Source organism: Mycobacterium sp. 852002-10029_SCH5224772, from assembly GCF_001667315.1.
In the GTDB taxonomy this organism is placed as follows: Bacteria; Actinomycetota; Actinomycetes; order Mycobacteriales; family Mycobacteriaceae; genus Mycobacterium.
Genome location: NZ_LZHT01000009.1, coordinates 124,593 through 142,422 on the forward strand (window position 1 = coordinate 124,593; position 17,830 = coordinate 142,422).

Annotated in this window: 19 protein-coding genes; 9 read left to right on the forward strand and 10 right to left on the reverse strand. The window is 65.2% G+C overall.

Annotated elements, in window-relative coordinates; genetic code table 11:
- Positions 1–91: 91 nt before the first annotated feature.
- Complete coding sequence (locus A5775_RS02480; protein ID WP_067246865.1) at positions 92–1,054, reverse strand: hypothetical protein; 963 nt, start codon at positions 1,052–1,054, stop codon at positions 92–94.
- 345 nt (positions 1,055–1,399) lie between these two features.
- Between A5775_RS02480 and A5775_RS02485 the strand changes: the two genes are divergently transcribed.
- The 3 genes from A5775_RS02485 (at position 1,400) to A5775_RS02495 (ending at position 3,990) form a co-directional block, all read left to right on the forward strand.
- Positions 1,400–1,672 (forward strand): WGxxGxxG family protein, encoded by a 273-nt coding sequence (locus A5775_RS02485; RefSeq protein WP_067246868.1) that lies wholly within the window; start codon positions 1,400–1,402, stop codon positions 1,670–1,672.
- Between the two features lie 240 nt (positions 1,673–1,912).
- Positions 1,913–2,479, forward strand: a complete 567-nt coding sequence (locus A5775_RS02490; protein ID WP_067246871.1) for a hemerythrin domain-containing protein — start codon at positions 1,913–1,915, stop codon at positions 2,477–2,479.
- A gap of 47 nt (positions 2,480–2,526) precedes the next feature.
- Positions 2,527–3,990 carry a YdiU family protein gene (locus A5775_RS02495; protein WP_067246874.1) on the forward strand — a complete coding sequence of 488 codons (1,464 nt, stop codon included), beginning with the start codon at positions 2,527–2,529 and terminating at the stop codon, positions 3,988–3,990.
- Between the two features lie 2 nt (positions 3,991–3,992).
- Here the strand turns inward: A5775_RS02495 and A5775_RS02500 are convergent, their stop codons facing one another.
- Genes A5775_RS02500 through A5775_RS02515 form a run of 4 tightly spaced genes read right to left on the reverse strand, consistent with a single transcriptional unit; the run spans position 3,993 to position 6,207 of the window.
- Positions 3,993–4,820, reverse strand: a complete 828-nt coding sequence (locus A5775_RS02500; RefSeq protein ID WP_067246877.1) for an LLM class F420-dependent oxidoreductase — start codon at positions 4,818–4,820, stop codon at positions 3,993–3,995.
- Between the two features lie 49 nt (positions 4,821–4,869).
- Positions 4,870–5,265, reverse strand: a complete 396-nt coding sequence (locus A5775_RS02505) for a DUF4267 domain-containing protein (protein WP_067246880.1) — start codon at positions 5,263–5,265, stop codon at positions 4,870–4,872.
- 58 nt (positions 5,266–5,323) lie between these two features.
- Complete coding sequence (locus A5775_RS02510; protein WP_067246883.1) at positions 5,324–5,596, reverse strand: hypothetical protein; 273 nt, start codon at positions 5,594–5,596, stop codon at positions 5,324–5,326.
- A gap of 14 nt (positions 5,597–5,610) precedes the next feature.
- On the reverse strand, positions 5,611–6,207 hold the full coding sequence (locus tag A5775_RS02515; RefSeq protein WP_067246887.1) for a TetR/AcrR family transcriptional regulator: 597 nt from the start codon (positions 6,205–6,207) through the stop codon (positions 5,611–5,613).
- A gap of 99 nt (positions 6,208–6,306) precedes the next feature.
- Between A5775_RS02515 and A5775_RS02520 the strand changes: the two genes are divergently transcribed.
- Positions 6,307–7,311, forward strand: a complete 1,005-nt coding sequence (locus tag A5775_RS02520) for an oxygenase MpaB family protein (protein WP_067246890.1) — start codon at positions 6,307–6,309, stop codon at positions 7,309–7,311.
- 4 nt (positions 7,312–7,315) lie between these two features.
- Here the strand turns inward: A5775_RS02520 and A5775_RS02525 are convergent, their stop codons facing one another.
- Positions 7,316–7,657 (reverse strand): DUF732 domain-containing protein, encoded by a 342-nt coding sequence (locus tag A5775_RS02525; RefSeq protein WP_197512308.1) that lies wholly within the window; start codon positions 7,655–7,657, stop codon positions 7,316–7,318.
- Between the two features lie 117 nt (positions 7,658–7,774).
- On the opposite strand from A5775_RS02525, the gene A5775_RS02530 reads away from it, so the two are divergent.
- The 3 genes from A5775_RS02530 (at position 7,775) to A5775_RS02540 (ending at position 10,739) form a co-directional block, all read left to right on the forward strand.
- A complete protein-coding gene (locus tag A5775_RS02530; RefSeq protein WP_067246896.1) occupies positions 7,775–9,232 on the forward strand; it encodes a phospholipase D-like domain-containing protein in 1,458 nt (485 codons plus the stop codon).
- An 81-nt stretch (positions 9,233–9,313) separates the two neighbouring features.
- The gene (locus A5775_RS02535; RefSeq protein ID WP_067246898.1) at positions 9,314–10,177 is read left to right on the forward strand and encodes a phytanoyl-CoA dioxygenase family protein; all 864 of its coding nucleotides are present in this window, start codon (positions 9,314–9,316) and stop codon (positions 10,175–10,177) included.
- A gap of 55 nt (positions 10,178–10,232) precedes the next feature.
- The gene (locus A5775_RS02540; RefSeq protein ID WP_067246901.1) at positions 10,233–10,739 is read left to right on the forward strand and encodes a DUF2505 domain-containing protein; all 507 of its coding nucleotides are present in this window, start codon (positions 10,233–10,235) and stop codon (positions 10,737–10,739) included.
- Positions 10,740–10,852: 113 nt separating this feature from the next.
- Here A5775_RS02540 and A5775_RS02545 read toward each other — a convergent pair whose 3' ends face one another.
- From A5775_RS02545 to A5775_RS02560, 4 genes are read right to left on the reverse strand one after another with little or no spacing between them, the layout of a single operon-like run.
- Positions 10,853–11,710 carry a TIGR03619 family F420-dependent LLM class oxidoreductase gene (locus A5775_RS02545; RefSeq protein WP_067246904.1) on the reverse strand — a complete coding sequence of 286 codons (858 nt, stop codon included), beginning with the start codon at positions 11,708–11,710 and terminating at the stop codon, positions 10,853–10,855.
- Positions 11,707–12,537, reverse strand: coding sequence for a TauD/TfdA family dioxygenase (locus A5775_RS02550; protein WP_067246906.1), 831 nt, complete (start codon positions 12,535–12,537; stop codon positions 11,707–11,709). The genes A5775_RS02545 and A5775_RS02550 overlap by 4 nt, the downstream gene beginning before the upstream one ends.
- 3 nt (positions 12,538–12,540) lie before the next feature.
- Positions 12,541–12,864, reverse strand: a complete 324-nt coding sequence (locus A5775_RS02555) for a hypothetical protein (protein ID WP_067246909.1) — start codon at positions 12,862–12,864, stop codon at positions 12,541–12,543.
- Entirely contained in the window at positions 12,861–14,144 is a 1,284-nt protein-coding gene (locus tag A5775_RS02560) for an SRPBCC family protein (protein ID WP_067246912.1), read from the reverse strand. Before A5775_RS02560 ends, A5775_RS02555 begins: the two co-directional genes overlap by 4 nt.
- Positions 14,145–14,240: 96 nt before the next feature.
- Here A5775_RS02560 and A5775_RS02565 point away from each other — a divergent pair, with 96 nt between their 5' ends.
- Positions 14,241–15,161 (forward strand): LysR family transcriptional regulator, encoded by a 921-nt coding sequence (locus A5775_RS02565; protein ID WP_067246914.1) that lies wholly within the window; start codon positions 14,241–14,243, stop codon positions 15,159–15,161.
- A gap of 106 nt (positions 15,162–15,267) precedes the next feature.
- Positions 15,268–17,823, forward strand: a complete 2,556-nt coding sequence (locus A5775_RS02570; protein ID WP_067246917.1) for an ATP-binding cassette domain-containing protein — start codon at positions 15,268–15,270, stop codon at positions 17,821–17,823.
- Positions 17,824–17,830 lie beyond the last annotated feature (7 nt).

Consider the following 17,830-nt stretch of genomic DNA (forward strand, 5'->3'; position numbering starts at 1 on the left):
TCGGCCGGGTAACCCGACCAACGACGACACGGCCGCCCGCAGAGAGTGAGGACTCGCCCGGGCGGCCGTGCCGCCAATACTCGATGCCCGGCTAGTTGATCCCGACAACCTCCTGCGCGATCGCCGCGACACGCGCTTGAGCGGCCGAGACAACTCGCTGACGATTCTTGTTCGCCTCTTCGTAGGCGATGATCGCCCGTACATCGCTTGGATTAGCGAGATCTTTGACCGCGGTCGCTGCGTCACTGACGTTGAGCTCGTCGTAGTCGGCGATGGGCAGCTCGTCGGCGTTGAGCACACCCACGGCGGCGCGTGCCGAATGCAGCGCATTCGCGGTCTGCCGGGCCCCCTCGTTGCGAGTGACCTTCTCGGCCGCGTCAAGCGCGGCGTTGCGCGACGCGGTCAGCGCTTTCGCCGCCACGTCACCGGCATGAGCGCCCCGACCAATCAGGTCGTTGAACGCCGGTCGGGCGGTGCGCAGCGCATGCGCCGCCCGGTCGATTCCCCGCGTCGACCATTCGACCGGCAGATTCGCCAATCTCACGGCGGTACCGGTCGCCGCCTGTAGTGGCGTGCGACGCAACGCAGCCGGGCCGCCAAGAGCCTCTTCGGCAAGCACGGTTGTCAGCCAGTCGACGGTCGCCGAGTGGGCGGTGATCAGCCGTGACGCAAGGCTCTCAATCTCCGGAAGCTCGGCGGCGACGGCCAAAGCTTTGAGGTAGCGGGCGCGATCCAGCAGCTGATCCTCCAGCGCCAAATCGCCCAATAGCGCCTCGTCGAAAGGTTGGGCCTGCTCGGTTAGTGCCTTCACCGCCGCAGCGGCACGGCCCAGGAATCGACCGAGAACATCTGGGACACCACCCATTTCCCGGATTGCTTTAGTCAAGGCCTGCGACCGATCACGCGCGTTGGATGCATTTTGCGTCAGCTCGCGTTGCACCGCCTCCGTGCGCGCCTGCGCGATGCGGGTTTCGGCAACCTGGATTTCGGTGTTGGTCAACTGGTGAAGCACGCGCAGCTGCGCCAGCACCGTAGATTTGTCCGACGAAGTCATGTATTTCCTCCTGCGTTATTTTGCTGTGGATTCGGGGGCGCGAGAGCGCCTTAACGTTGCGATTACCCACTCGCCGGCCAGGCTTCAACATCGGCAGCCTGACGTGTGACACATCTCCCTCTTGTGCAGGGGACCCATAGCGGACCGGCGAATTGCTGACGGGCCAGCAAACGAAATGCTCCCGAGCGTCGAGGTTTCGCCGTGGCTGATGCGGGGTAGTTCACCCCTCGCACGCTGCGGCCGTCGGTCGCGCGCAGCTTCCTGCGGAGACTAGAGCATCCTGGTCCCCCATTGAATCTCGGTCGGCCATCTGGACTCGATCGGGAAAAACCCTGAGGAGAAAATATGCGAAGGACCATTGCAATCGTTTCGGCCACCGGCGCGCTGTTGTTCGGTGGTGCGGGTGTCGCCAATGCCGCGGGTCCGAGCGCTCCGGCGCCGTCGTCCACCACAACAACGTTGGCGGACAACAACAATGACCAGCACAGTGACAATAGCGGGCTGTGGGGACTCGTTGGCCTCCTCGGCTTGGGCGGACTCGCCGGATTGATGCGGCGCAAGGACGCTGTGACTGGCACCGGCGTCGGGCCGGCCACCCCTCGCGACCGCGGCGTCTAACCATTCGCTGACCCCCGGATCCCCGTCAAGGCTGCGTGCCTGACGGGGATCCGACCGGGTTGTCCGCCCTCTTACCGGAACACATTGCCCCCCAAAGGATCTCGTCTCGGTGCGGGCCATGGACAGCGTGCCGCACCGTGGAGGCGACGTTTGGCCGCGTACGCAGCGGGTATACCTCGCCAAGCCGCACACAGCCCAACGTGCGTTTGACAATTCCCAAATCCACTGGAGGTATCGGCGATGGCCGAGATGATTATCCAGTCGCCCGACGAGGTCGTTGCTTTCCTGAAAGCACAGCACAACCTCATCGAGGACATGTTTGACCAGGTGCTGCACGCTACCGATCCGAAAGCGCGTGAAGAGCCCTTCGCAGCGCTGCGCCAATTGCTGGCGGTCCACGAAACCGCCGAGGAGATGGTGGTGCATCCGCGCGCACGTAAGGAGACCGGTGCCGGCGACGCGGTCGTCGACGCCCGCCTGACAGAAGAGCATGAGGCAAAGGAGCTGCTCTCACAGATCGAGCAGCTCGATGTCACCTCGCAACAGTTCATCGACGAACTCACCAAGTTGCGCGAAGCCGTGCTTGAGCACGCCAAGCAGGAGGAGTCGCAGGAATTCCCGGTTCTTCAGAAGCGGCTTGACTCCGACGATCTCAAGCGGATGGGTGCGGCGGTACGCGCCGCCGAGGCCATCGCGCCGACGCACCCCCACCCCGGTGTGGAATCGGCAAAGCTGAATTTCGCCCTCGGCCCGTTCGCCTCCATGCTCGACCGCGCCCGCGACCTCCTCGGGAAAGCTCTCGGGTAGTACCACGACGCGATCGACGCCGCGCGATTTTCCGTAGGCTCGATCAAATGAGCGTCGCGCCGGACACCACCGTTGCCCTGCAAGATCGGTTTTTCCGCGAACTGCCGGAAATGGGGGTCCGCTGGCAAGCCGAGACGTTTCCCGAGTTAGAGCTCCTCGTGCTCAATGAGCAGCTCGCTTCGCAACTCGGCCTGGACACGAGCTGGCTGCGCGGCGGCGACGGGCTGCGCTTCCTGGCGGGCAACCTGGTACCCAGCGGGGCCGCCCCCGTCGCCCAGGCCTACGCGGGGCATCAGTTCGGCGGCTTCGTCCCCCGATTGGGCGACGGGCGTGCGCTGCTGCTCGGCGAGCTCGTCGACGACGACGGGCGGCTGCGCGATATCCACCTGAAAGGTTCTGGTGCCACGCCCTTCGCCCGCGGCGGGGATGGCCTGGCGGCGGTGGGGCCGATGCTGCGTGAATACGTCGTCAGCGAGGCGATGCAAGCCTTGGGCGTGCCGACGACACGATCGCTGGCCGTGGTCGGCACCGGTCGCCCGGTCCATCGCGAAACCACACTGCCGGGGGCCGTGCTCACCCGGGTGGCCAGCAGCCACCTGCGGGTGGGCAGCTTCCAATACGCGGCGGCTACCGGCAACAAGGACCTGCTGCGCCGCCTCGCCGACCATGCGATCGCCCGCCACCATCCCGGCGCGGCCGACGCCGAGCGCCCGTATCTCGCATTGTTCGAAGCGGTGGTGGCCGTCCAGGCCGCGCTGATTGCACAGTGGATGCTGGTCGGATTCATTCATGGCGTGATGAACACCGACAACACAACGATCTCTGGCGAAACGATCGACTACGGACCGTGCGCCTTCATGGAGGCTTATGACCCCGACACGGTCTTCAGCTCGATCGATTTCTGGGGGCGCTACGCCTACGGCAACCAGCCGGCCATCGCCGGATGGAACCTCGCCCGCTTCGCCGAGACGCTCCTTCCGTTGCTGTCGGACAACACCGAGGAGGCCATCGCACTCGCCGAGCAGTCGTTCGGGGTGTTCCAAGCCCGCTACGACGCGGTGTGGGCCTCCGGAATGCGCGCCAAACTTGGCCTATCCGCCGAGGTCGACGCCGAATTCGCCACCGCATTGATCGAGGAACTCCTCCTTCTGCTCAAGCAGAACCACGTCGATTACACCTCGTTCTTCCGCCAGCTCGGCCAGGCGGCGCGGGGCGATGCCGAACCCGTCCGCGGACTGTTCATGGACCTTGCCGGCTTTGACGCGTGGCTGGCGACGTGGCTGGCCCTGGGTCCTGACGGCATCGCGATGGATCGCACCAACCCGATCTACATTCCGCGGAACCATCTGGTCGAAGAGGCCCTCACGGCGGCGACGGACGGCGAGCTCGGCCCCCTGGAGCAGCTCCTCGCGGCGGTGACCGAACCGTATGCGGAACGACCCGGTTTGGAGCGCTACGCCAGCCCCGCCCCCGAGGACTTCGGCAAGTACCAAACCTTCTGCGGCACTTGAGGTTACGCTAGCTTGGCCAACTCGGCCTGTAGCTCATCGAGACGGCGGAGCGTCTGGTCGCGAGGTTCGGTGGGCAGGTCCACCAGCACGTGCTCCAGGCCCAACTCGCGATAGCCCTCGAACTCTGCCGCCGTGGCTTCGCCGCCGTGGAAGTTGATCACCGGGACGTCGTGGTCGGCGACAGCCCGGAGCTTGTCGAGCTGCCCGGCCAAGGCCTTCGCGGAAGGGGTCATCGAGAGCCAACCGGCATTGAGCCGCGCGATGCGTTTGAAGCCGGCCGGCCCCCCACCGAGATAGAGCGGCGGATACGGCTGCTGCACTGGCTTCGGCCAACTGTAGATCGGGTCGAAGTCCACGAATTTCCCGTGGAATTCCGCCTTTTCGTGCGTCCAGATTTCGATCATCGCGTCGAGTCGCTCGTCGACCACGCGACCTCGCACCGCGGGATCCACCCCGTGGTTCGCGATCTCTTCACGCAGCCAGCCCACACCCACGCCGAAGCGAAACCGCCCCTGCGACACCAGATCCAGCGACGCCACTTCTTTGGCCGTATGTATCGGATCGCGCTGGGGCACCAGCGCGATCCCGGTGCCCAGCACGAGCCGCTCAGTGGCGACCGCCGCCGCCGTCAGCGCAACAAACGGATCCAGCGTGCGGTAGTACTTCGGCGGAATGGGACCACCCATCGGATACGGCGTCTTCTCGCCGACCGGGATGTGTGAGTGCTCGGCAAGGAAGAGTGATTCAAAACCGCGTTGCTCGAGCGCCTGTCCCAGGTCCACCGGGCCAATGCCGTCGTCGGTAACAAATGTCAGCACACCGAAACCCATGCCGCCCAGTCAACAGCATCGCCGCTCGGCTGTCAGCGCCTCGGTCGGCTCAAGCCGCTGGTTCTTCGTCCGTCCGCTTGGCCGGACGTACCGCACCCCAGATGCCGACGCCGATGCCGACGACGGCGCCGCCCAGGCCGATCATTTGTTGCGAGGGCTTCAACTCGCTGTGCACGCTCATCCCGCCGACCAGGTCGGAAACGTCGGCGCCGGCGGAGGCGAGGAACCAGCCGCGGGTGTTTTTGCCGCGCAGCGCCGCGGCCGTGAGCAGCGCTCCGATCAACGCGTCGCGATAACCCATCGACCGCAACAACAGCCGCGCCGTCGGCGTCGGCTCTTCGGGGTCGCCCCACAACTTATTCGCGCGTAGCGGATCAACGAGGAACGAAACTCCAGAGGCAAGTCGGATGGTGCCCGTAATAAGGCCGAACCGGTCGATTGACATGGTCTGTCAGCCTAGGAGCAAACCGCCCTCTCGCGCACGCATTCGATCCGGAAGTCGATCATGGCGCAGGGCACGCGTCGGCGATCTGCAGCGCGGCCGGCCACAACACGGTGGCCAGCCCGAAGGCCGTGACGTCAGCACCGGTGGGTGACACGGCTTCTATCCGCGCCTGAATCCGCTGGGTCTGCTCGGGGTGAAAAGCAGTCCACGCGAACCCAATACAGAGATATGGAATCGCCAGCCACACCGCCAGTTCGATCAGCGCGCCAACGCTGACCTGGTGGCCCAGGACGCGTCGAACCGGATCCATCGCATGTTCGACCCGGCCCATAACCGCACTCCCAGCTACCGCAGCACCAGCTTCAGAGCGTAATCGACGACGGCGTCGAGATCACTGCCCAAATGACCGGCGAGCCACTCCTGGGCTAGCTCGGCCATCGCACCGGTGTACATAGCCGCGGCAACCTCGGCGGCGACCGGATCGGAACCCGGATGAAGGCGCCAGCCCTCGGTGAGGACGCCCTGGCGCAACATGTCCTGAGTGGCGCGGCGCCGGGCGGCCAGCACCGGGTTGGTGCGCGCATCGGTGAACAGCACCCGGCCGCGGCGCGGATCGGCCGAGGAGAAGCCCAGCACCGCCGCGATGCCGGCCCGGGTCCGGGCCCGCAGTGATTCCCCCGCCTGCTCGATGGCGGCCTCGATCACTTCGCCGAGCTGCTCGCTCACCCGGTCGTAGACCGCGCCGAGCAGATCATCGGTATCGCCGAAGCTCTCGTAGAAATACCGGGTGTTCAACCCGCATTCCCGGCACACCGAGCGCACCGAGACGGCCGCCTCGCCGGCGCTGCCGAACAGGCGATACGCGGCCTCGACCAGCAGCGCACGACGCTCGGCGCGGCGGTCCTTGAGCGGGATACCGGCCCACCGGGTGGGACTCGACATCCCTACAGCGTAGGTCGACGGACAGCGGGTCTTGTCACACCTGTAACCAAAACATATTCTGGTTACAGTCGTGACCAGAAATCAAAAAGGGAGTGATTTGTGTTCCTGCCACACCAGATAGTCGGGCAGATGATCAACAAACGGCTGGACGACACCATGCGGCGGCACTTCTTCCGCGGCATGGAGTTCGCCGCGCCGGTCGGCGATCCGGGCTGGTTCGGTCCCGACAGCGCCGTGTGGCGCGTGCATTCACATCTGCCCGCGTTGATCTTCGGCTTGTATTGCGCCGCGTTCATGGAGTCCCTCGACCCATCGATCTACTGGATGGGCATGCACCATTCGCGACTGATCAAGCGCGACAGCAACGGAAACCCCATATCGCAAGTACCGCAGATCGACCCTGAGGGCGCCGCAACGCGCCTGGGCCACTCAGTGGCGTTCTTCATCGGCACCGCGTACGGATCGACGGAAACCGCCGAGCGCCTCGCGACATCGGTGCGCGCGATGCACCACACCATCAAGGGCACGCGCCCCGACGGAGCCCGCTACGACGCCGACGATCCCGAGTGGCTGCGGTGGAACTACGCGACGGTCGTCTGGGGGTTGGCCACCGCGCACGAGCTGTATCACCCAATGCCGTTGCGCGGCAAGAAACTCGACCGGTACTACGGCGAGTTCGTCCGGGTAGGACACGCTCTGGGCGGCACCGACCTACCGACCACCAAGGCCGAGACGCTCGAATGCCTGGAATCGTACTTGCCGAAACTGGCTGTCACCCACGGGAAAGCGATGGGTACCGGCCCCAACCTCGCCATGCCGCAGGCCGCCGTCGACTGGGCCATTCGCGACACCATGCCGAAATGGGCCAAGCAACTCCTCCAGCACCGTGATTGCAACATCATCGAACGCACCGCCCGTCGCACCGCGGTGTGGTCAATCATCAACGGGATCAACGCCGCGTCGGGCACGCCACCGGAGTTCCGGCAGGCCCAGGCCAGGGTCAAGGGAGGCACCACGGTTCCCCACACCGTGCCGACCTACGTGCTGGGCACCGACCAGGTTCGCACCCGCTCCGAGGTGGAGTTCAGCTTCCAGTCGGTGTAGCCGCCTAGCCGGCGCCGGGCGTGGTGACCGGCTGCCCCAGGTGCTGGGGGCAGTAAGCACTCGCCGCGATCATGGTGAACTGGGCGGCGCCGTCCACCGTGAAACCTGGATTGCTCGACGACACGTTGTGGATGACGTCGACCTGGGCGTGGCCCTGGTCCATCAGTTCGCATGCCCTTTTGCCCACCCCGACGGCGGTGGCCGGGCTCTGATAGGTGATGCCGGCCTTGCTGAGGGCGGCCAGGAAGCTCGCATCGGATCCCGAACTGCCGGCCGGATCGGCATGTGCAGGCGTGGCCACACCGATCACGGCGACGACGCCCACAAGCACTCCAAGGATGCGCACTGCTCCATCTTCGTATACAGCGGTGGTCCGGGCACCGGCAGCCCCGGCCTGCGGCGTGGTTGTGGTACACAGTGGCTATGTCCGCGCTGACCCGCCAACATCGTTGAAAGCCCCAGCGTGCACGACGATCGACTGCTGACTGTCGGCCAGACGTGCTGGCGCACCGCGCGAGCCGAAAAGTTCGCCCCCATCATCGATGCGGCCGACTACTTCAAACACGTCAAGGCGGCGATGCTGCGCGCCCGCCACCGAATCATGCTGATCGGCTGGGACTTCGACTCCAGGGTGACATTCGAGCGCGGCAACAAGACATTGCCCGGTCCAAACCAGCTGGGCGCCTTCCTCTATTGGATGCTGTGGAAACGGCCGGGTCTGGATATCTACCTACTGAAGTCCAATTTGCGCCTGCTCCCGGCGTTCGATGGCCTCTGGTTCGGGCTTGCCCCGGTATCGCTGGTGAACCAGATCAGCAGTAAGCGCATGCATTTCGCCATCGACGGCGTCCACCCGCTCGGCTCGGTGCATCATCAGAAAATCGTGGTCGTCGACGACGCGGTGGCATTCTGCGGCGGCATCGACCTCACCCTCGACCGATGGGACAACCGCGCCCATGAGCATGTCAGCCGTCAGCGCCGTACGGGGACCCGCAGCTATGGGCCGCGGCACGACGTCGGAGCCGCGGTTGACGGTGCGGCGGCGCGGGCCCTTGGCGAGCAGGCGTTGGCGCGGTGGCAGACCGCGACGAAGGAATCGTTGGCGCCGGCGCAGGCGCGGCACAGCGCCTGGCCGAGCAAGCTGAAACCGAGCCTGCGCAACGTCGATGTCGGGATCGCGCTCACCCTGCCCGAACTGGACGATCGGCCCGAGGTCCGCGAGGTGGAGGCGCTCAACCTAGCCGCCATAGCGGCGGCCCGCGACACCATCTATGTGGAGAACCAATACCTGGCGTCGCGCACCATTGCGGAGGCGCTGGCCGCGCGGCTGCGGGAAGGCGACGGCCCGGAGATCGTCATCGTGCTTGCCCGTAAGGGCAACAACCCGCTGGAGCGGGGAACGATGGACAGCGCACGCCACCGCCTGCTTCAACAGCTGTGGGAGGCCGACGGGCATGACCGGTTGGGCATCTACTGGCCGGTGACCGACCGCGGCGCGCCGATCTACATCCATTCGAAGGTGCTGGTGGTCGACGATCGGCTGCTGCGGATCGGATCGTCGAATTTCAACAACCGCTCGATGGGGTTCGACAGCGAATGCGATGTGGCCATCGAGGCGCGGCCGGACCTTTCCGAGCACGAGGACATACGTCGCGAAATCGCCGCGGTGCGAAACGGTTTGATGGCCGAGCACCTCGGCGTGTCGCGTGAAGAACTCGAAGAAGCGATCGCCGAACACCGATCGGTGCGTAAGGCCATCGAGGCACTGCGGGGCGACGGCAAGACCTTGCAGCCCTTCACCGAGAGCACTGTGGCCAATGAGGCGGGCCCGCTGGCCGAGAACGAGCTGATGGATCCCGACCACGTGCCACGGTCGCTGAGCCGAAGCGTGCAACGCTTCATCACCGGCCTGCGGGGCTAACCCGCCGGCGATTTGGGTGTGAGTCGCGTCGGACTCGGCCTAGTGTGGGCAGAAGTGCCAGTGGACTAAGGACGAGCACCAATGAGCATCGACGACGAATCCATCACCACGCTGGAAGACCTTCGGGGCGATCTGGCGCAGCGGTACAAGCGGACGCCTACCGGCGGAAGTTCGGTCGACAACGCGCTCGTCGAGGCCGACATGGCGGCGCTCGACCGCGACGGCTATGTCATTTGGGAGCATCTGCTCAGCGCCGAGGAATGCGCGCAGATCCGTGAGGTCGTGCGACCGCAGCTCGGGCATACCGGACGCAACTCGTTCGAGGGCCGGCGTACCCAGCGGATCTACAGCGTGCTCAGTAGGACACGGGTGTGTGATCGGCTTGTCGATCATCCTCGGGTGCTGGCGGTGCTGGATCGGCTGTTGATGCCCAATTACCTGCTTTCGGCGTTGCAGGCCATCAACATTCAGCCCGGCGAGGCCGCGCAACTGGCTCACCATGACGACGGCTTCTATCCGATCCCGCGTCCCCGGGCGCCGCTGGCGGCCGCCACGATCTGGGCGATCGACGACTTCGCCGCCGACAACGGCGCCACGGTCCTCTACCCGGGCAGCCACCGCTGGGGCAAGCGCCGGCCGGGCTCCGACGACCAGGCGTTGCCCGTCGTGATGCCCGCCGGTTCGTGCGTCTTGTTCGTCGGGACCCTGTGGCATGGCGGAGGCGCCAACAACACCACCCGCGAGCGCCTGGCCATCACCGCCCAATACTGTGAACCCTGGCTACGGCCGATGGAGGCCTATACGTTGTCGGTGTCACGCGACATCGCGCGCAAGGTCTCCGATGACATTCGCCGCATGCTCGGCTACAGCATCCACCCGCCGTTCGTCGGCAATGTTGACGGCTTGCATCCGTTGCGGCTGTTGGGATCTGGGCCTGAGTCGTAGGTCGAAGACAGCTTCACCGCCACTTGAGATCCGGCGTCTGCAAGAATGATCCGATATGTCGCGCTCATTCGACGTCTTGACCGAGTCGCCCGCCAGTGTCGAGCAAATTCATGCCGCGTTCGGCCGCGAGGACTATTGGCTGGCGCGCATCGCCGCCGGGGCCGCCGACACCACGTTGGATTCACTCGACGCCGACGCCGACGGCACGGTGATAGTGCGCACGACCCAGCGCTTGGGCCGTCAGCTCCTGCCCGGGCTGGTCGCCAAATTCGTTACCGGCGAGGTGAAGATCGTGCAGACCGAGACGTGGCGACCGGACGCTGAGCGCCAGGTACGCGGGCAGGTCAGCGTCTCGGCGTCGGGCGGATTGGGATCAGGCCACGCGGAAACGTGGCTCGCGCCGATGAACGGCAGCGGCTCGCAACTGCGCGCCGTCTTTCAGGTGAACGTCAAAATCCCGTTGGTGGGCGGCAAACTCGAGAAATCCATCGGAGCCGGCTTGGCAGGGGGCATCCCCGAAATGCTGCGCTTCACCACCACGTGGATCGCCGAAAACACGTAAAGCTCGCTCCACCGTCCGGCATCAGCCACGGCGACAGGGATCGTCCAAGCCGCGGTCCATGACAGGAGATTAAGCGCCCTCCACCTGCGGCGCGGCCGTTCCGCCGTTGCCGGTCAGAACGTTTTGCCGTGCATCTCGGCCAGCGCGTGAATCTGCTCGAGGTAATGCTCGAGCGAATGGTGGATGAACCTGGCCGACAATGTGGTGGTTCCCGCGGCGGCGATGGTGTGCAGCGTGTCCTCGGTCATCCCCGGCTCCCCCGCCGGGTCCAGCGGTTGATCGGCGGGCAAGACGACCTCGAAGCCGTCCGGCAGCTCTCGCGCCCGCAACCACTCGGCGGCGGTGGCGATGGACACGTAGTACGGACACCAGCCGTCGGCGAGAGTGAGCGCACGGCGCAACGACCGCTTGGTGCGCCCGCCGACCCAGATCGGCATATGCGGTTGCAGCGCACAGGGATCGATGGTGAGCCCGCCGAAGGAGTAGTACTCGCCCTCGTAGACCGGCTCATTGCTGGGCAATGCCGCCCGCAACGCCTTCAGGGCGTCATCGGCACGATCACCGCGGTCGTCGAACGGCGCGCCCAGCAGGTCGAATTCCTCCTTGAGGCTTCCGACGCCGACGCCCAGAATCACCCGACCGCCGCTGACATGATCCAATGTGCCATAACGCTTTACGATCGCGAGTGGGTGGTGATAGCCGAGCACCAGGGTCATCGTGACGAGACGGATCTGGCTGGTGCGCGCGGACACGTACCCGAGTGTGGCCAGCGGGTCCCAGTACCGGGAGCCGCGCCGCGCGGCCTCCGCCGACGGTATGCCGATGTGCTCGCTGCAGGTGAGATGGTGATAGCCGAGCCTGTCCGCCGCCTCGGCGACGCGACCGATGTCGTCGATCGTGGCAGTCTTCTCCCACGTCAACGCGGCGCCGGCGACGTTCGTGACGACGGGTGTCGCGATGCCGAGTTTCAATCCAGCGGCTCTTCACCCGCAAGGACCGTGCGGTGCATGAGGCGACCGCTGTCGGCGGCGTATGGCAGCGCCCGGTGCATGGTCCCGGTGTTGTCCCACATGAGCAGGTCGCCCAGTTGCCACTCATGGCGGTAGACGTAGCGCGGTTGAGTCGCCCAGTCTCGAAGACGCGCAAGCAATGCGCGGCTTTCCTCCACCGGAAGATCGATCACATAATCCGCCGTCGCACCGAGTAGTAACGATTTGCGCCCGGATTGGTGCGTCCACACCATCGGGCAGGACTTCGTGGGGGATTTCTGCCAGAACGCGATCTCCTCGTAGCTCATCTCGGGCCGCACGTAGTACTGCGAACGCTCCGCACTATGAACCACGCGAAGACCGGCGATCGCCTCCTTGTCGGCCGTCGGCAAGTCCTCGTAGGCCGCGTAGGTGTTGCAGAACTCGGTCTGACCACCGGAGTCGGACAGCTTCATCGCCCGCAACAGGGTGGCCAGATTCGGATAGGGCTGCAGCGAGCCGTCGAAATGCCAGAACAGCGAGCCTTTCAAGTACTCGGCCCGCTGATTCACGTTGGTGTCAAGCGAAATCTTGTAGATCCCGCCCTCTCCCTCGTTCTGCACAATGCTGCCAAGGGTTTTCGCGATCGCGACCTGCTGCTCGTCGCTGATCTGCAGTCCACGAAAGAAGACCACCCCACGCTGCTCGAGCGTTTCGCGGATCGTCTCCGCCTCGCGACCGCTGAGGAGGGTGTCCAGATCGGTCCTTATCTCGCTGCCGATCAACGGTGTGCAGTCGATGACCTCGAGTCGTGTCGTGGAGAGTCCCATGTGTCAGCTCAGCCTCGTGAGAATGGTGTTGGCCGAATGCTTTACCCGCGGCTGCCGCCACAGCTCCACCGCCAACGAGACGGTGATCAACGAATACAGCAGGTTGCGCAGGTTCGCGACGTCCTCGGGCAGCGGCTCGGAATAGTCGAACTTGTCGATATAGGCGACCGCCTCCTCGGCGTGAGGAAATGCCGCATCGTAGAACGCCTGTATCTCGGCCATGGAGCTGTTCACACGCTTCACGTAGCGCTCGTGCCCATCCTCGATGGCCCACTCGGGCACCAAATGCTCGAGGGCCGAGAACTCTTGCGGCAAAAGAGCGTTCATCGGCCCGCCTTCGCCCTCTCGCCCGCCTCCACGTAGTCACCCACCACCTTGTGCAGATGGCGTAACAGGATCTCCTCGTCATTCATCGTGAAATGCGTGAGCGCACCGCTGTTCAGCATCGCCTGTAACCCTTCCGACGGGCTGGCGTCTTCCAGGATGATGTCGTTGAGGAAAGTCACGGTCAGCTCTTGTCCCAGCCGCTCTTTGTGCGTCGTGGGTGGCTGATAAAACATCTCGGCTTCAAAGATGTGCGAGTGCGGGCCCGTCGGCCAATGTGTGTGGGTGCTGAACCCGGATGAACCGAAGATGACCACGAAGTTCGGAAAGAACTGGTACGAGTCGAAACCGTACTTCTCCGAACGAGTGGGATTGAGCCCGGCCGGCATCGACCCGCGATCGGCGCGCTTGTTCCACGGGCCCGCCGCGCTGGCTTCCATCACGCATTCAATGGGTTTGGAGTACGGCGTCTTCTGCGACGGCTCTCCGGCGAACGAAAACATCCGGTGTGGGCCTTTGAGCTGGTAGGCCAGCGCGTCGGTAAACGGGTTCGGCTGGTCGAACGCATCTCGGGCCTCCGCGGTGAGGGCGCCGAACGAGGATGCGTGCAGATACGGGCCGTGGTAACTCTCCGCGAACCCATCGACGAAAATCTTCCAGTTGCACTGCAATTCGACTTTGAACCGATACACCTGGTGTGGCCCGGCGAACGGATATCCTTCGATACCGTGGGCGAGCTCGCCGAGGTAGGACCGCAGCGGCTCGGTGTTGTCCGGGTTGAGGTTGATGAAGATGAAGCCTTCCCACACCTCGCATTGAATCGCCGGCACCCGGCAGGCATCGGCGTCGAAGTCGAGTAGCAGATCCTTGCGCGTGGCCGCGTGCAGTGAGCCGTCCAGCTTGTAGCGCCAGCCGTGGAACCGGCAGTACAGCACAGGGGCGCGACCCTGCACCTCCTGGAACGGATCGTCCTCCCACAGCATCTTGTTGCCGCGGTGCGGACAGATGTTGTGGAAGGCGCGGATAACGTTGTCCTTGCCCCGAACGATGATGATCGACGTGTCGAGGAACCTCAGCTCGCGGGTGAAGTAGCTTCCCGACTTCGGCACCCGCTCAACCCGTCCGACGTAGAGCCAGGTTTTCTTGAAGACGTGCTCGCGTTCCTTCTCATAGAACTCCGTTGAGACGCAGTCCTCGAGTGACACTGGGCCGCGGCCCAATTCGGGATAGGCATCGGTCCAATGCCCGCTTGACGGCTTCGTCACCAGGACGTCCTGACTCATCGGGCCCTCCTCCGCCTCTCGGCCGAAGGTAGCACTTGACCAAATACGCAAATAGGCCTTCAATTGCAACACCCTGTTGCAATTCTGGAACACCACATGGAACAAAACCTGCCGTTCGACCTCGACGCCTTGCTGGTGTTCGGCAAAGTGGTCGAGTGCCGCAGCCTGTCGAAGGCGGCGGCGCTGCTGGGCATGCCCAAGTCAACCGTCAGCCGCAAGCTCAGCAAGCTCGAATCGGACCTGGGCATCAAGCTGCTGCGCAAGAATACGCACCAGCTCACCGTCACGGATCTGGGCGAGAAGATCTACAGCCACGGCGTGAACATCCTGGCCGAGGCCAACGGGGTACGGGCGCTGGTGGAGGGCAGCAAGCTAGAGCCACAGGGCGAGTTGCGCGTCGCCATCCCGGTCTTTGTCGGCATCGACTACGCGTCGCGCGTCGGCGCCAAATTTTTGCAGCAGTACCCGCACTCACGGCTGGACATCCGGTTGGTGGACAACGTCGTTCATCCCGTTCACGACGGATTCGACGTGGTTTTCGGTACCGGGCCGCTGCAAGACTCCACGCTGATCGCGCGCAAGGTCTTCAGCCTCGAACTCTTCCTCTGCGCATCGCCCGACTTCCTGCACCAACTACCCGAGCCCATCACCGCTCCGACACAGTTGGACACCGTGCCGTTCATCGACTGCGGGGTCAGTGAGGGGCCGCGCAAGCTCACCGTCGCAAAGAACAAGCGGCGCCATGAGCTCTCGCCGATGATTCGTGCACGCGCCAACAACTTTCAGGTGTGCAAGCAATACATCCTGCACGGACTCGGTATCGGGGCGATGCCAAGCCAGATCATCGTCACGACCGAATTGCGGGAGGGCAGCATCGTGCCGGTGCTGCCGGACTGGCACCTCGAGCAGTTGGATGTGTACATGATCCATCCCTTCCAGCTTTCGTTCTCCACGTTGATCAGCGCGTTCTATGAGACGGCGTGCGACATCATCACCGAGAACACGGCGCGAAGCTGAGGTTCTGACCCGCCCGCCTCGGATCAACCGGGCGGCGAAACCGACTAATTTCACAGATAAAGCGAAAAAATGAACGTTTGCTGGCGGTGGGTCCAATACTTATGTGATGAGTAGGCCCGCACCCCCCGTGCTGACGGTTCAATCGGACTGGTCACGGCGTGTTTTCGCGCCGGGCCACGATGTGGTGGTCGGAAGTGACCTCCGTGCCGACATGCGCGTTGCCCATCCGCTGATCGCCCGCGCCCACCTGTTGCTGCGCTTCGATGGGTCCACGTGGATAGCGATCGACAACGGGGCGCCCTCCGGGATTTTCGCCAATGGTCACCGGGTACGGGGGCTCGACATCCATGATGGCCAGACCATCAACCTCGCGGGGCCGGACGGGCCACGCCTGAGCTTCGGGATCGGTCGGCACGAAGGGACGGTCGGCCAGCTACCGCCCACCGTGGAGGCGGTCCCGGTGATCGCGCCGCCCGGCGGCCCGAGGCCACCTCGTCCGGAACCGTCACGGCGGCCCGGCATCTCGTCGCCCCGCATCGCGCGATCGCAACCCGCCCCGCCGCGCTACCCGCCGGCCGGCGGGCCGCGCCGCGCTCCCTACCCGACACCGCATCCGGTCAGCCCGCCGCAGCCGCCGCCGCGGCAGCCGCTCACCGAGATCGGGGCAGAAACCCTCGGAGCCTCCGGGTTCGACAGCACCGACCTGCGGCGCGCCGTGCAGCGGTCACGATCGAAGCTGGGGGCCCCGCCCGCGGGGGCCGCCGTCATCGGTCGCGCAGAAGACAGCGACATCGTCATCCCGGACGTCTTGGCCTCGCGCCATCACGCCTACTTGGTTTCGAGCCCGACCGGCATGGAGGTCCATGACGCGCAAAGCATCAACGGGACTTTCGTCAACGGCACCCGAATCCTGTCGGCGCCGCTGACCGAGGGTGACGTGGTCACGATCGGCAACGTCGACCTGGTCTTCAACGGTGAGATCCTGCTCCGCCGCGCCGAAGCGGCTACCCGCACCGGCGGGCTGGAGGTGCGGGAGGTCGACTTTCAAGTCGACAACAAGCGGCTGATCCACAAGGTCTCGTTGACCGCCAGGCCCGGAACGCTGACCGCGCTCATCGGCGGGTCGGGAGCGGGCAAGAGCACGTTGTCCCGGCTGATCGCTGGAGCCACCTGTCCCAGCTCCGGCTCGATCACCTTCGAGGGCCACGACATCCACGCCCAGTTCGCCTCGCTGCGCAGCCGGATCGGGATGGTGCCCCAAGACGACGTCGTGCATCGCCAGCTCACGGTGACCCAGGCGCTGAGCTACGCGGCCGAGCTGCGGCTGCCGAGCGACACCAGCAAGTCCGACCGCGCGCAGGTCGTCGCGCAGGTCATCGAGGAACTCGGGTTGAGCAAGCACGCCGACACCCGCGTCGACAAGCTGTCCGGCGGGCAGCGCAAACGCGCCTCGGTGGCCCTCGAGCTGCTCACCGGGCCGTCGCTGCTGATCCTCGACGAACCCACCTCGGGCCTGGATCCCGCGCTGGACCTGCAGGTCATGACGATGCTACGGCAGCTGGCCGACGCCGGTCGCGTCGTGCTGGTGGTCACGCACTCGCTGAGCTATCTCGATCTCTGCGACCAGGTGCTGCTGATGGCCCCGGGTGGCAAGACCGCGTACTGCGGCCCGCCCGACGAGATCGAGGCGACCATGGGAACCACCAACTGGGCCAAGATCTTCGGGATGGTGGGCGCGGACCCCGAGGAGGCCAACCGTCGTTTTCTGGCCCAGGCCAAACCACCGCCCCCGGTAGCCGACGCCGACAAACCGGCCGACCTGGGTGCCCCGGCGCGCTCCAGCACCTGGCGCCAATTCTCGACGATCGCCCGCCGCCAGATCCGGCTGATCGTCGCCGACCGCGCCTACTTCATCTTCCTGGCGCTGCTGCCGTTTGTGATGGGCGCACTGGCGCTCACCGTTCCCGGCTCGACCGGATTCCGCGTAGCCGATCCGAACGGCGACGGGTCCGACGAACCGGGATCGGTACTGATGTTGCTCACCATGGCCGCCGTCTTCATGGGCACCGCCCTGACCATCCGCGACCTCATCGGCGAGCGCCCCATCTTCCGCCGCGAACAGGCGGTCGGCCTGTCGACCAAGGCCTATCTGCTCGCGAAGATGGCCGTCTTCTTCGTGTTCGCCATCGTCCAGTCGACGATCGCGACCACCATCACCATCCTGGGGAAAGGAGCGCCGACCCGGCCGGCGCTACTCCTCGGCAGCGCCACGCTCGAGCTGTACGTCGCCACCGCCGCCATGTGCGTGGCCGCGGCGACGGTCGGCCTGGTCCTGTCCTCCCTGGCGCGGTCGAACGAGCAGATCATGCCGCTACTGGTGGTGTCCCTCATGTTGCAGCTGGTCCTCTGCGGTGGGATGGTCCCGGTCACCAACCGGATCGGTCTCGACCAGATGTCCTGGTTGGTGCCCTCGCGCTGGGGGTACGCGGCGCAGGCCTCGACGGTCGACTTGTGGACGATCGAGCCCGGCCCGCTCGCCCCGAAAGACCGCCACTTCAAACACACGGCCGGGACCTGGCTGTTCGACGTGGGCATGCTGGTGCTGTTGACGGCCGTGTACGCCGGCGTCGTGGGGTGGCGCAGCCGGCTCAGGCGCCATTGATCCGCCG

Coding starts and splice junctions, on each gene's coding strand:
- A5775_RS02565 (WP_067246914.1), top strand. CDS start 14,241: ATGGAACAAAACCTGCCGTTCGACCTCGACGCCTTGCTGGTGTTCGGC.
- A5775_RS02560 (WP_067246912.1), bottom strand. CDS start 14,144: ATGAGTCAGGACGTCCTGGTGACGAAGCCGTCAAGCGGGCATTGGACC.
- A5775_RS02510 (WP_067246883.1), bottom strand. CDS start 5,596: ATGGGCCGGGTCGAACATGCGATGGATCCGGTTCGACGCGTCCTGGGC.
- A5775_RS02515 (WP_067246887.1), bottom strand. CDS start 6,207: ATGTCGAGTCCCACCCGGTGGGCCGGTATCCCGCTCAAGGACCGCCGC.
- A5775_RS02550 (WP_067246906.1), bottom strand. CDS start 12,537: ATGGGACTCTCCACGACACGACTCGAGGTCATCGACTGCACACCGTTG.
- A5775_RS02480 (WP_067246865.1), bottom strand. CDS start 1,054: ATGACTTCGTCGGACAAATCTACGGTGCTGGCGCAGCTGCGCGTGCTT.
- A5775_RS02490 (WP_067246871.1), top strand. CDS start 1,913: ATGGCCGAGATGATTATCCAGTCGCCCGACGAGGTCGTTGCTTTCCTG.
- A5775_RS02535 (WP_067246898.1), top strand. CDS start 9,314: ATGAGCATCGACGACGAATCCATCACCACGCTGGAAGACCTTCGGGGC.
- A5775_RS02505 (WP_067246880.1), bottom strand. CDS start 5,265: ATGTCAATCGACCGGTTCGGCCTTATTACGGGCACCATCCGACTTGCC.
- A5775_RS02555 (WP_067246909.1), bottom strand. CDS start 12,864: ATGAACGCTCTTTTGCCGCAAGAGTTCTCGGCCCTCGAGCATTTGGTG.
- A5775_RS02485 (WP_067246868.1), top strand. CDS start 1,400: ATGCGAAGGACCATTGCAATCGTTTCGGCCACCGGCGCGCTGTTGTTC.
- A5775_RS02570 (WP_067246917.1), top strand. CDS start 15,268: ATGAGTAGGCCCGCACCCCCCGTGCTGACGGTTCAATCGGACTGGTCA.
- A5775_RS02495 (WP_067246874.1), top strand. CDS start 2,527: ATGAGCGTCGCGCCGGACACCACCGTTGCCCTGCAAGATCGGTTTTTC.
- A5775_RS02500 (WP_067246877.1), bottom strand. CDS start 4,820: ATGGGTTTCGGTGTGCTGACATTTGTTACCGACGACGGCATTGGCCCG.
- A5775_RS02540 (WP_067246901.1), top strand. CDS start 10,233: ATGTCGCGCTCATTCGACGTCTTGACCGAGTCGCCCGCCAGTGTCGAG.